The 13,707-nt window shown below is 68.6% G+C and carries 7 protein-coding genes; 6 read left to right on the top strand and 1 reads right to left on the bottom strand.

The genetic code is table 11. The features are described from left to right. Positions 1-201: 201 nt before the first annotated feature. Positions 202-3,471: a GH92 family glycosyl hydrolase gene (locus tag ABZ079_RS09455; RefSeq protein ID WP_356938825.1), complete on the top strand. Its 3,270-nt coding sequence runs from the start codon at positions 202-204 to the stop codon at positions 3,469-3,471. Positions 3,472-3,531: 60 nt separating this feature from the next. On the opposite strand, the gene ABZ079_RS09450 is transcribed toward ABZ079_RS09455, so the two are convergent. Next, on the bottom strand, positions 3,532-7,335 hold the full coding sequence (locus ABZ079_RS09450) for a GH92 family glycosyl hydrolase (protein ID WP_356938824.1): 3,804 nt from the start codon (positions 7,333-7,335) through the stop codon (positions 3,532-3,534). 340 nt (positions 7,336-7,675) lie between these two features. Here ABZ079_RS09450 and ngcE point away from each other — a divergent pair, with 340 nt between their 5' ends. From ngcE to ABZ079_RS09425, 5 genes are all read left to right on the top strand, one after another. Next, positions 7,676-9,121, top strand: coding sequence for an N-acetylglucosamine/diacetylchitobiose ABC transporter substrate-binding protein (ngcE, locus tag ABZ079_RS09445; protein ID WP_356938823.1), 1,446 nt, complete (start codon positions 7,676-7,678; stop codon positions 9,119-9,121). Positions 9,122-9,150: 29 nt separating this feature from the next. Continuing rightward, positions 9,151-10,077, top strand: coding sequence for a sugar ABC transporter permease (locus tag ABZ079_RS09440; protein ID WP_356938822.1), 927 nt, complete (start codon positions 9,151-9,153; stop codon positions 10,075-10,077). 4 nt (positions 10,078-10,081) lie between these two features. After that, positions 10,082-11,008: a carbohydrate ABC transporter permease gene (locus ABZ079_RS09435; RefSeq protein WP_356938821.1), complete on the top strand. Its 927-nt coding sequence runs from the start codon at positions 10,082-10,084 to the stop codon at positions 11,006-11,008. Between the two features lie 207 nt (positions 11,009-11,215). Beyond that, positions 11,216-12,415 (top strand): ROK family transcriptional regulator, encoded by a 1,200-nt coding sequence (locus ABZ079_RS09430; protein ID WP_356938820.1) that lies wholly within the window; start codon positions 11,216-11,218, stop codon positions 12,413-12,415. A 132-nt stretch (positions 12,416-12,547) separates the two neighbouring features. After that, positions 12,548-13,654 carry a substrate-binding domain-containing protein gene (locus ABZ079_RS09425; protein WP_356938999.1) on the top strand — a complete coding sequence of 369 codons (1,107 nt, stop codon included), beginning with the start codon at positions 12,548-12,550 and terminating at the stop codon, positions 13,652-13,654. The last annotated feature ends 53 nt before the right edge of the window (positions 13,655-13,707 follow it).

Below are 13,707 nucleotides of genomic sequence, written 5' to 3'. Positions count from 1 at the left end.
CGTTGTCTTATGGTCGGCACAGACTTTACCGCCTCAACGGACAACGATGTCAACCCACTTGACGCAGCCGACCGCGCGATCCCGGCGCGCGCCCGCGCCGGCGCACGCGGTCTTCCGTGGTGCGGGCGGCGCACGCTACTGTCCCTGCGGCTTGTGCGACCGATGGTGCGCGACCCGTCCGTCAGGAGGAAGGGCCGCGCCATGCGTTTCCGACCCATGTCCCTGCTGCTGGCCGCGCTTCTCGCGACCGGCGGCGCCGCAATCCCCGCCCTCGCGGCGACCGCCGCTCCCCGCGGCCTCGTCAAGGATCCCACCGCCTACGTCGATCCACTGATCGGCACCAGGAACGGCGGCGACGTCTTCCCGGGCGCCGTCGTGCCGTTCGGCATGCTCTCCTGGAGCCCGGAGAACACCCGCGGTGACGCCACGAGAACCGCCGCACCCGGCGGCTACCAGTACGACGCCACCCGCATCCGCGGCTTCGGCCTCACCCATATGTCCGGCACCGGCTGCGCGGGAGGCGGCGGCGACATCCCCTTCTTCCCGTACGCCGGCGAGGTCACCTCCTCCCCGGCGAGCGACACGAAGGACGCCGTCTACGCGTCGGACTTCACCCACGCCGACGAGACCGCCGAGCCCGGCCACTACAAGGTGGGCCTGGCCTCGGGCGTCACCGCCGACCTCACCGCCACCGCGCGCACCGGTTCCGCCCGCTTCGGCTTCCCGGCCGGCAAGCCCGCGTCCCTGCTGGTGCGTACCGCCGGCTCGGAGGTCGGCTCGGAGGACTCGACGGTCACGATCGACCCGGGCACGCGGACGATATCCGGCTCCGTCACCTCCGGGAACTTCTGCGGCTACCTCGACCCCGAGGGTCGGCGCGCCTACTACACCCTGTACTTCACCGCCCACTTCGACCGCGCCTTCAAGGCCACCGGGACCTGGCGGGACGACAAGCTCGATCCCGGGTCCCGGGAGGCGACCGGTGGCACCGGCGGCTTCTCGCACGGCGGGCGGCCCGTCGCGGGCAAGGGCGCGGGCGGGTACGTGCAGTTCGCGCCCGGTGCCGGTCCGGTGAACGTCAAGGTCGGCATCTCCTACGTCAGCCGGGAGGCCGCCGAGGCGAACCTCGCCGCCGAGAACCCGCCGGGACGCACCTTCGACGCCGTCGAGGGGGCGGCCCGCCGCGCCTGGCGCGAGCGCCTGGGCGCCGTCCGGGTCGGCGGCGGGACGGACGCCGAGCGCACCACCTTCTACACCGCGCTCTACCACTCGCTGCTGCATCCGAACGTCATCAGCGATGCCGACGGCCGCTACCGCGGAGCGGACGGCCGGACGCACGCGGTCGGCCGTCGGCAGCATGCCCAGTACGGCACCTTCTCCGGCTGGGACGTGTACCGCGACCAGGTGCAGCTCCTGACCCTGCTCGACCCGCGCACCGGCTCCGACATCGCCCAGTCGCTCTACGAACTCGCCCGGCAGAACGGCGGGATCTGGGACCGCTGGCTGCATGGCGCGAGCGGCACCCACGTGATGAACGGCGACCCCTCGCCGACCGCTCTGGCCGGCATCCGCGCCTTCGGCGGCACCGGCTTCGACCTCAAGGGCGCCCTGGACTCCCTGGTCGAGGCGGCGACCGTACCCACGCGGCAGGACCTGTCGCCGGCGGGCAAGCCGGTGCTCTCGGTGGGTCAGCGCCCCTCGCTCGACAAGTACCTCAAGCTGCACTACATGCCCAGCGTGTCCAACGCCTGGGGCGGCGCGGCCGAGACCCTGGAGATGTCCACGGCGGACTTCGCGATCTCCCAACTCGCCGCGGCCGCAGGAGAGAAGGACACCGCGGCGGCCTTCGCCCGCCGCGCCCAGTGGTGGCAGAACAACTTCAACATCGCGGCCGATCCGGACGGCGGCTACATCGCCAACCGCAAGGCCGACGGCAGCTGGGTCACCGGCTTCACCCCCGACACCGGAAACGGCTTCGTCGAGGGCACGGCCGCCCAGTACACCTGGATGGTCCAGCACAACCCGGCGGGCCTGTTCGCCGTGCTGGGCGGCCGGGACAAGGCCCTCGCCCGGCTGGACGGCTTCTTCCACGACGCCGACGGCGGCTGGGCCTTCACCGGCAACGGCGGCACCAAGTCCGAGCTGGACAACGAGCCGTCGATCCACGTGCCCTACCTGTACGACTACGCGGGCGCTCCGTACCGGACGCAGGAGACCGTCCGCGCGGCGATGCGGCAGCTGTGGTCCACCCAGCCCGGCGGCATCCCGGGCAACGACGACCTCGGCGCGATGTCGTCCTGGTACGTCTTCTCGGCGCTCGGCATGTACCCGCAGGTGCCGTCCCGTGCCGAACTGGTCCTGGCCTCACCGCTGTTCGAGCGCGTGGAGATCCACCGGCCCCAAGGCAACGACATCTCCATCCGCGCGACCGGAGCCGCGGCCGACGCGCCCTACGTCCAGTCACTTGAGGTCAACGGCCGTTCCAGCGACCGCCCTTGGTTGCCCGCCTCCTTCGTCCGGGACGGCGGCCGCCTCGACTACACCCTGTCCGCCACCCCGAACCGCACCTGGGGTGCGGGCAGCCCGCCGCCGTCCTTCCGGGAGGGTGAGCAGCCGTACCAGACAGGAGTCGGACCGACCGCCGCCACGCTCGCGCCCGGTGACAGCACGAGGATCGGCCTCCGCGCGCTGTCACTGAACGGCGGCACCGGCCCCGAGGTGCGCTTCCGGGTGGAGACCCCGGCCGGCATCACGGCCACGCCCGTCGAGGGCACGGTGGCCGACGGCGCCCAGGAGATCACGCTCACGGCCGCGAAGGACGCCGCCCAGGGCTTCGCCGATGTCAAGGTCACGGTCACCTCGGGCGACACCTCGTACCAGCAGCCGGTCTCGCTGACCGTGGCCGCCCCGGGCACCCTCCTCGCCGCCTACAACAGCACCGGCGTCTCCGACGACGACGGCGACCACGACGAGGCCGACTACGACGGCGGCGGCTGGAGCTACTCCCGTCAGGCCCTCACCGCGGCCGGCCTGACCCCGGGTGGGCAGGGCACGGTCGGCGATCTCGCCTTCACCTGGCCGAACTCGCCCACCGGCCGCCCGGACAACGCCACGGGAAACGGCCGGACGATCGAACTGACCACCCCCGCGGCCACGCTGTCCTTCATCGGCAGCGCGGTCAACGGCAACCAGCAGACCAAGGCGACCGTCACCTACACCGACGGCACGGCCGGCACCGTCGACCTGTCCTTCACCGACTGGACCGTCGGCGGCGGAGGCGGCACCGTCCAGTACGGCAACGAGGTCGTGGCCAGGACGGCGTACCGCAACGTCGCCGGCGCGGACAAGGACCCGGTGGCGACGTACGTCTTCGCCACCAAGCCCTTCACGGCACCCGCCGGCAGGAGGATCAGGAGCGTCCGGCTCCCGGAGAACGCGGACCTGCACGTGTTCACGCTGGCCACCGGCTGAGCACTGCACGAGAAAGGGGGGCGGGCCCGGCCGGGCCCGCCCCCCTTCCCCTTCCCCGGGTCAGGCCAGCAGCTCCACCTCCGCCAGCGTCGACTCGCCGTCCAGGACCAGGCGGTACTTCGTGTAGGTCCCTGGGGTGGCGATGGTGAAGGCCCGCGTCTGTCGGTCCCATGTGAACGCTTCGCCGGAGCGGTGATCCAGGGTCCGCCAGGTCCTGCCGTCCACGGAGCCCTGCAGGGTCCAGCCGGCCGGCGCCCTCGTGCGGTCCGCCGCCGAGGTCAGCGTGTACTGCACCGGCTGCACGGCGCCGTCGGCCGGCAGGTCCACCGAGCTGACCGTCGCACTCGTCGCCGACGTGTCGTCGAACAGGGCGCCGTCACCCTTGAGGACGTCCGCGCGCGGCGTCGGCACCTTGTCGTCCCGCGTGATGGAGACCGGGGCCGCGTCCTTGCCCGTGCCCCAGGTGGAGGGCTCGGCCCCCATGGAGAACTGCAGCACACCGCCCTTGGACAGCAGCGAGTGGGGGAGCGAAGTGGACTTCCACGGACGGCCGTTGAACATCACACCCTGGACGTAGACGTTCTTCGCGCTGTTCCCCGGTGCCTTGACCACCAGATCCCGGCCGTTCTCCAGATGCACGGTGACCTGCTTGAACAGCGGGGAACCGATGGCGTACTCGCCGCTGCCCATGACCAGCGGGTAGAAGCCGAGCGCGGAGAAGAGGTACCAGCCCGACTGTTCGCCGTTGTCCTCGTCGCCGTGGTAGCCCTGCCCGATCTCGCTGCCGGTGTAGAGGCGGGCGAGCGCCTCGCGGACGTACGCCTGCGCCTTCCAGGGCTCGCCCGCCGCGTCGTACATGTAGATCACGTGGTGCGCGACCTGGTTGGAGTGGCCGTACATGCCCATCCGGACGTCGCGCGCCTCGGTCATCTCGTGGATGACACCGCCATAGGAGCCGACGTAGTCCGGGGAGGCCGTCTCCGGCGTGGCGAAGTACTCGTCGAGCTTGTCCGCGAGGGCCTGCCGGCCGCCGTACAGGTTGGCCAGGCCCCGGCTGTCCTGCGGGGCGGTGAAGGCGTAGCCCCAGCCGTTGGTCTCCGTGTAGTCGTAGCCCCACACGCGCGGGTCGTACGCCGAGGAGTTCACCCGCCAGTCGCCCTTGGTGTCCCGGCCCTGGAAGAAGCCGGCCCTGGAGTCGAACAGCCTCACATAATCCTGCGCCCGGTTGAGGAAGTACCGCGCCTCCTCCTGGTAGCGCCTCTCACCCGTCTTCTCGTACAGCGCCTGACCCATCCGGGCGATGCCGTAGTCGTTGACGTAACCCTCCATCGCCCACGACAGGCCCTCGTGGGTGTCGGTGCCGGTGTAGCCGAGGAAGGGCGAGGTGGCCATGCCCTTGCGGCCCACGCCCGACGAGGGCGGGACGACGGTCGCGTTCTTCAGGGCCGCGTCGTAGGCCGCCTTCGCGTCGAACCGGACGCCCTTGACGTACGCGTCGGCGAACGCCACGTCCGAGGAGGTGCCGGTCATCAGGTCGGCGTAGCCGGGGGAGGACCAGCGGGAGGTCCAGCCGCCGTCCTTGTACTGCTGCACGAACCCGTCGACCATCTCACCCGCCTGGGAGGGAGTCAGGAGCGAGTACGCGGGCCAGGTGGTTCGGTAGGTGTCCCAGAAGCCGTTGTTGACGTACACCTTGCCGTCGACGATCTTGGCGCCGGTGTGCGTCGGGGTGTCCGGGCCCGGCATGGCGGAGAAGGGGGAGGCGTACCGGTCCTTGCCACCGGCCTGCTCGAAACCGGAGTTGGGGTACAGGTAGAGCCGGTACAGACCGGAGTACAGCGTGGTCAGCTGGTCCGGGGTCGCGCCCGCCACCTCGACCTTGCCGAGCTGCTTGTCCCAGACGCGCTGGGCGTGTGCCTCGACCTTGTCGAAGGAGGTGCCGTCCGGGACCTCCTGGCGCAGGTTGTCCTTCGCCTGGCCGATGCCGATGAGCGAGGTCGCGAGCCGCAGGGTGACGGTGTGGTCGGCGCCCGCGTCGAAGCGCAGGAAGCCCTTCACCCCGCTCGATCCGCCGTCCGTCACCGGCTTGTCGAACTCGCCGTACAGGAACAGCCGGGTGGCACCCGTGGACAGGCCCGACTTCACGTCCGAGTAGCCGGTGACGACCCCGTGCTCCTTGTCGAGCGTCAGGCCCGCCTGCTCGGTGACGTTGTCGAACACCACGCTGGCGTCGTCACCGGGGTAGGTGAAGCGCAGCACCGCCGCGTGGTCGGTCGGTGTCATCTCCGCCTTGAGGCCGTTCTCGAACCGGACGCCGTAGTAGTACGGCCGCGCGGTCTCGTTCTCGTGCCGGAAGGCCAGCTCCCGCGCCTCCCGGCCGGTGTCCGGGGTGCCGGACGCGGCCGACGGCATCAGCTGGAAGGTCTGCCGGTCCCCCATCCAGGGGCTCGGCTCGTGGCTCGCGCTGAACGCCTGGATCGTGGGCAGGTTGTCGTCGTTGTTCGCACGTGCGTACTCGTACAGCCAACTCAGTGAGGACGCGTTGGTCACCGGTGTCCAGAAGTTGAAGCCGTGGGGGAGCGCCGTCGCCGGGAAGTCGTTGCCACGCGAGAAGCTGCCGCTGGAGTTGGTGCCGCGGGTGGTCAGCGCGTAGTCCGACAGGTGGGCCTTCGGCTTCTCGGGCGCCACCGGCCGCAGCGCCACGTCGTCTATCCAGCCGCGGAACTTCGCCGGACCGTCGGGGGAGTCGTACGCCACCAGGATCCGGTCGACCGTCCTGCCGGCCGCCACCGAACCGATGCGTGAGACCACGTTGTTCCACTGGTTGACGTACAACGACTTTGACGCGCCCTGACCGCGGGGTGACAGTGGGAAGCCGTGCTCGTCCAGCGCCCCCAGGCCGCTGAGGTAGGTGCCGTCGGTGAAGGCGAGGTCGACGGAGACGTTCGTGGCGTCGTAGTCGCGGTCGCCGTCGGCCATCGACGGGAAGACGCGGTACGACAGCTGGGTGTGGCGGCCGACCTTCACGTTCACGTCGAAGACCTTGTTGTACGAGTAGGCCCGGCCGCCCGCCCTGTGCCGGCCGGCGTAGCGCAGGGCACGCTTTCCGGTGAAGCCGGCCCGCGCCCTGGCGGTCGGGGAGCCGCTCGGCCCCTTGTCGATGAGCGTCAGCATGTCCTGCGGCACCGGGCCGCCCCCGCCCCCGGTGGAGAACTGGACGTCGGAGAGCTGCAAAATGTCCGTGGCGCCGTTGTTCCGGCTCACCTCCAGCCGGAAGTGCTGGTACTCGGCCGGCCGGGCGAGGTCGTACGACTTCGTCTGGAACCGCTCGGAGAAGTTCTCGCCCGAGCGGGTGTCGAGGGTCTTCCAGTCCTTGCCGTCCCCGGAGCCCAGCAGGGTCCAGTCCCTCGGATCGCGCGCGTCGTAGTCGTTGGCCGAGGTGAGCGCGTACGTCACCAGTTTGACGGGCTTGTCCAGGTCGAACTCCACCCAGCCGGTGGGCTGGAAGGTCAGCCATTTGGTGCCGGGCTCACCGTCGGCGAGGTTCTCCTTCACCTCACCGGCGACCGTGTTCTCGCCGCTCGCCCGTACCTCGGTGACATGGTCGGTCACATTGCCCGGAATGCCGGTGCTGTAGCCGCCGTCGACGCCCGAGGCGCGCTTGCCGCCGTCCGCCGCGGTGTCGACGGTGTTCAGCCAGTCCGGCGCCGGATCGCCCGTCTCGAACGAGGATGCGAACTCCTGGTCGGCGGACGGCGCCTTGGCCGGCAGGGCGACCGCCGCGCCCGGCCCGCCGACGGCCATGACAAAGGCGGCCGTGAGGACGACCGCCGGACCCCCTCTGTGCCTGGTTCTCCGCTGCATCTGGGGATTCCCCTCCTGCGACCGCGTGGACAACGTTGTCAGAATCGGTGCGCAGGAACCAGTAGGGCGTCAAGTGTCCCGTGATGTCAAGGGTGTTGAATGCGGCATTCAGGCGCTTGTGTCGCGAGTTTTTCCGGCGAAGCGCGCACCGGCCGCTCATATTTCCGAGAGGTCTCAACTCGGAAAAGACCCACCGCCAACCTTGCATTCGATCTTGCTCCCCTGGCGGGAAGTGGACTATACCTGTCGGCGTTTCCCGCACGACCCTGCACTACCCGACCGCGGTGCCGGGGAGGATCCGGTTCACCGCCTGAGTCCTGGAGAAGGCGAGGACTTGAGCATGGGATCCACTGCGCACCACGGTGGCGAAGGCGTCGGCCGTCGCGATCTGATCAAGCGGTCCGCCGCGCTCGGCCTGGTCGCGGCCCCGGGCGTGGGCCTGCTGTCCTCCTGCGCGAGCAGCGGCGGCGACGGACAGGAGAAGGCCAAGGCGAGCAAGAAGACCGCCAAGAACCCGCTCGGCGTCAACGGGACCGCCGGCATGGAATTCGTCCTCTTCGACGGCGGCTTCGGCAAGGAGTACGCCGAGGACGCGGTGAAGGTCTACGAGAAGGACTTCCCCAAGGCCGAGGTGAAGTTCGCCGCCACCCAGAAGATCCAGTCCACCCTCCAGCCCCGCTTCAACCAGGGCAACCCGCCGGACCTCATCGACAACTCCGGCGCCGAGCAGATGGACATGGGTGTGCTCGTCGGCAAGAACCAGCTGGCGGACCTCACCCCGCTGCTGGACGCGCCGTCGTACGACGACCCGAGCAAGAAGGTCCGCGACACGTTGCGCCCCGGCATCGTGGAGATGGGTCAGTTCGACGGCAAGCCGGTCTGGATCCTGTACTACGCCTACACGGTCTACGGCGTCTGGTACTCGCAGAAGGCCCTGGACTCGCTCGACGAGAAGTACCCGGAGACCTGGGACGAGATGCTCAAGGTCTGCGAGAAGGCCAAGAAGAAGGGCATGGCGGGCTGGACGTACGCGGGCAAGTACCCGTACTACCTCCCCTTCTCGCTGTACCCGATGATCGGCAAGGTCGGCGGCCGCGAGGTCCTCGACGCCATCGACAACCTGGAGCCGAACGCCTGGAAGCACCCCGCGGTCAAGGCGTGTTTCGAGGCCTACTACGAGCTGTACAAGAAGGGCTACATCCTCAAGGGCACCCCGGGCCTGGACCACATCCAGTCGCAGACGGCCTGGGCCAAGGGCAAGGCGCTGTTCATCCCGAACGGCTCCTGGGTGGAGAACGAGTCGGCCAACGTCATCCCGTCCGACTTCGACCTCGCGGTCTCCGCGCCCACCGGCCTCGACAGCTCCGACAAGCTGCCGTTCGGCACCATCTGGGCCTCCGGCGGCGAGCCCTTCATCGTGCCGCAGAAGGCGAAGAACACCGAGGGCGGCATGGAGCAACTGCGCATCATGCTCTCCGAGGCGTCCTCGAAGAACTTCACCGCCAAGGTGAAGTCGCTGACCGCGTACAACGGCGGCACCACCGGCATCACCCTTACCCCGGGTCTGAAGTCGGGCGTGGCGGCGCTGGACAAGGCCGGGTCCAACGTGGTGAATCCGCGGATCCAGGACTGGTATGTGCAGCTGCAGAAGGAGAAGATCGGTGTGGCCGGTCTCGGCGAGATGATGGCCGGCCGGCTCGCCCCGGCCGAGGCCATCAGGAAGATCCAGGCCTTCGCCGACGAGGCGGCCAAGGACACCTCGATCAAGCACTACAAGCACCAGTAAACCAGCACCCTGACAACACCGGAGTGGCGATGCAGCACGGCAAGTACCGGTTCATTGTGGGGTTTCTGGCACTGCCCCTGGGACTGTACGCGCTCTTCGTGGTGTGGCCGTTCATCCAGTCCATCTACTACTCGTTCACGGACTGGACCGGCCTCAGCCCCGAATTCAAGATGGTCGGCTTCGACAACTACAAGAGGATGTTCGACGACGACATCTTCTGGAAGTCGTTGCAGCACAGTCTGCTGTTCGCTCTGGTGCTGCCGGTGGTGACGATCGGTCTGGCGCTGTTCTTCGCCTTCATGATCAATGTGGGCGGACGACGGAGAAGGGGTGGCCCCGTGATCTCGGGGGTCCGGGGCTCGTCCTTCTATAAAATCGTGTACTTCTTCCCGCAGGTGCTCTCGATCGCGATCGTCTCGCTGTTGTTCGCCTTCGCGTACAACCCGGACAGCGGCGCGATCAACTCGCTCCTGCGCGGCATCGGCCTCGACAGCGTCCAGCCGTTGTGGCTGGGGGACCCGAGCCTCGCGCTGTGGTGCGTGATGGCGGTGCTCGTGTGGTCCACGGTCGGCTTCTTCGTGGTGCTGTTCTCCGCGGGCATGGCCTCGATCCCGGCCGAGATGTACGAGGCGGCCCTGCTGGACGGCGCCGGCCGCTCCACCACCTTCTTCCGCATCACCCTGCCGCTGCTGTGGGACACCGTGCAGTCCGGCTGGGTCTACATGGGCATCCTCGCGCTCGGCGCCGAGTCGTTCGCGGTCGTACAGATCATGACGACCGGACCGGGCGGGCCCGACTACTCGACCACCGTGATGGTCCTGTACGTGTACCAGAAGGCGTTCCGGGACGGTCAGGCCGCCTACGCCACCACCATCGGCGTCGCCCTGCTGGTCGTCACGCTCGCGTTCGCGGCGGTCGTGATGCGGCTGGGCCGTCGCGAGCGGCTGGAGTTCTGAACCGATGAAGACGACCGAGTCCCCCGCCCCGCTGCCGGCCGAGTCCGGCGCGACCGTCTCCAAGGTGGACGCACCGCCCGCCGCACGGCCCTCCGGGCAGAAGCGGGAAGGCACCGCCCTCAACGTCTTCTCCCACGGCATCCTGGTCCTCTGGGCGATCATGGTGGTCATGCCGCTGGTGTGGGCGGTGATGACCTCCTTCAAGGACGACGGCTCCATCTTCGGCTCGCCCTGGTCCCTACCCGACACACTGCACTTCGACAACTGGGCCCGGGCGTGGACCGACGCCAACATGGGCGACTACTTTCTGAACACCGTCCTGGTGGTCGGCGGCTCACTCATCGGCACCCTGGTGCTCGGCTCCATGGCGGCGTATGTGCTGGCCCGCTTCGACTTCCCGGGCAACCGCTTCATCTACTACCTGTTCATCGGCGGCATGAGCTTCCCGATCATGCTCGCGCTGGTCCCGCTGTTCTACGTCGTGAACAACATGGGCCTGCTGAACACGATCCACGGCCTGATCCTGGTCTACATCGCGTACTCGCTGCCGTTCACGGTGTTCTTCCTCACGGCGTTCTTCCGCACCCTGCCCACCTCGGTGGCGGAGGCGGCCTTCGTGGACGGCGCATCGCACACGCGTACGTTCTTCCAGATCATGCTGCCCATGGCGAAGCCGGGCCTGATCAGCGTGGGCATCTTCAACTTCCTGGGCCAGTGGAACCAGTACATGCTGCCCACGGTCCTCAACACCGACCCCGACAAACGCGTCCTCACCCAGGGCCTGGTCCAGCTGGCGGTCAGCCAGGGTTACAAGGGCGACTGGTCCGGGCTGTTCGCGGGCCTGGTCATGGCGATGCTGCCGGTACTCGCGGCGTACATCGTCTTCCAGCGCCAGGTGGTGCAGGGGCTGACCGCCGGGGCTCTGAAGTAAGGGCGACGGCCCGGCGGGGTGACGCCCCGCGAGCCTGCGCACGCACACCGTTCCGCCGGCCGGGACGGTGTGCCTCGCCATGCCCGGGTTACCCGGAAACGGTTCAACCTCTTGACGTATGTCCCCCCGAACGGCTCAGCTTAGAGTTCACTAGTTGGACATACACGGGGGGCCTCACCGAAGCGGCCCCGCGCTCAGGAGGTCGTCGTGGAGACTCCAGGGTCGCAGTCATCACTGCACCGAGCCAACCTGGAGCGGGTGGTACGGGCCGTGCGCCTGGCCGGGTCCCTCACGCAGGCGGAGATCGCGCGGACGACCGGTCTGTCCGCCGCGACCGTCTCCAATATCGTGCGGGAGCTGAAGGACGGCGGAACCGTCGAGGTCACGCCCACCTCCGCGGGCGGGAGGCGGGCCCGCAGCGTCAGCCTGAGCGGCGACGCCGGCATCGTGATCGGCGTCGACTTCGGGCACACCCATCTGCGCGTCGCGATCGGGAACCTCGCCCATCAGGTGCTGGCCGAGGAGGCCGAGCCGCTGGACGTCGACGCCTCCTCGGCGCAGGGCTTCGACCGGGCCGAGGAGCTGGTCAGTCGCCTGATCGCAGCAACGGGGGTGGACCGGTCCAAGGTGGCCGGCGTGGGGCTCGGCGTGCCGGGCCCGATCGATGTGGAGTCGGGGACGCTGGGGTCCACCGCGATCCTGCCCGGCTGGGGCGGCACCAAGCCCGCCGAGGAGCTGCGCGAACGGCTCGGCGTGCCCGTGCACGTGGACAACGACGCCAACCTCGGCGCCCTCGGCGAGCTGGTCTGGGGCAGTGGCAAGGGCGTACGCGACCTCGCTTACATCAAGGTCGCGAGCGGTGTCGGCGCCGGTCTGGTGATCGACGGGAAGATCTATCGCGGTCCCGGCGGCACTGCGGGAGAAATCGGGCATATTACACTCGATGAATCCGGCCCGGTCTGCCGTTGCGGAAACCGCGGCTGCCTGGAGACCTTCGCGGCCGCACGCTATGTGCTGCCGCTGCTCCAGCCCAGTCACGGCCCCGATCTGACGATGGAAGGCGTCGTACGGCTGGCCAGGGACGGTGACCCGGGCTGCCGTCGGGTGATCGCCGACGTCGGCCGCCATATCGGCAGTGGAGTGGCCAATCTCTGCAATCTGCTGAACCCGAGCCGGGTGGTCCTCGGCGGTGATCTCGCGGAGGCCGGTGAGCTGGTGCTCGGGCCGATCAGGGAGTCCGTCGGCCGCTACGCCATTCCCAGCGCGGCGCGCCAGTTGTCCGTTCTCCCGGGGGCACTTGGGGGCCGTGCGGAGGTGCTCGGAGCGCTCGCCCTCGCCCTCAGCGAGATGGGCGATTCGACCCTTTTGGATGGAACGCTGCCGGTGGCGGCCCCTGCCTTCACTTAGAGAACGGATGGCACCGTTGCCATCTCGTTAAGGATTTACTTCTTGACGTCGCACGTGTGGCCGAGTTGACTTCCAGCCACCTCGGCCGCAACGACGCGGCCTCGTCAGGGAGGTTTCAAAGTGAACGCACGTATGCGTCGTGCCGCCGTTGCCGTAGCCGCGGGTGCCATGGCCGTTTCGCTGGCCGCGTGTGGCAGCGCCAAGGAGTCGAAGGGCAACGACAGCTCTTCCTCCTCGTCGGCCAAGAAGGGTGACGACATCAAGGTCGGTCTGCTCCTGCCGGAGAACAAGACCGCCCGCTACGAGAAGTTCGACAAGCCGCTGATCGAGAAGAAGATCAAGGAGCTGACGAACGGCAAGGCGGAGGTTCAGTACAACAACGCCCGTCAGGACGCGAACCTGCAGGCCCAGCAGGTCGACACCATGATCACCAACCACGTGGACGTCCTGATCCTGGACGCGGTGGACGCCAAGGCCATCCAGAACTCCGTCAAGAAGGCCGTGGACGCGGGCATCAAGGTCGTCGCCTACGACCGTCTCGCCGAGGGCCCGATCAGCGCCTACACCTCGTTCGACAACGAGGAGGTCGGCAGGACCCAGGGTGAGGCCCTGCTGAAGGCGATGGGCGGCAAGGCCACCAAGTCCTCCAAGATCGTCATGATCAACGGCTCGGTCACCGACCCGAACGCCGCCCAGTTCAAGAAGGGCGCGCACTCCGTCCTCGACGGCAAGGTCACCATCGCCAAGGAGTACGACACCAAGGAGTGGTCGCCGGACAACGCCAACTCCGAGATGGAGGCGGCGATCTCCTCGGTCGGCAAGGGCAAGATCGCGGGCGTGTACTCCGCCAACGACGGCATGGCCGGCGGTATCATCACCGCCCTCAACGCCGCGGGCGTCAAGGTCCCGGTCACCGGCCAGGACGCCGAGCTGGCCGGTGTGCAGCGCATCGTCTCCGGTGAGCAGTACATGAGCGTCTACAAGCCGTACGCTCCCGAGGCCGACGCCGCCGCCGAGATGGCCGTCGCACTCGCCCAGGGCAAGTCGCTGGACTCCGTCGCCAAGGACAAGGTCTCCAGCAACTCCCAGAAGGACGTCCCCTCGGTGCTCGTCCCGGTCACCTCGCTGACCAAGGACAACATCAAGGACACCGTCATCAAGGACGGCGTCTACACCGCGGCCGACATCTGCACCGGCAAGTACAAGGCGGCCTGCGACAAGATCGGCCTCAACAAGTAAGCAGTCGCTCTTCCCACGAGCGGGGCACTCGTTCCCGACTGCCCGCGAGGGAA

This window comes from Streptomyces sp. NPDC006314 (assembly GCF_040613075.1).
In the GTDB taxonomy this organism is placed as follows: Bacteria; Actinomycetota; Actinomycetes; order Streptomycetales; family Streptomycetaceae; genus Streptomyces.
The sequence above is the reverse complement of the archived record's forward strand: the minus strand, read 5'-3'. Positions and strand labels throughout refer to the sequence as shown.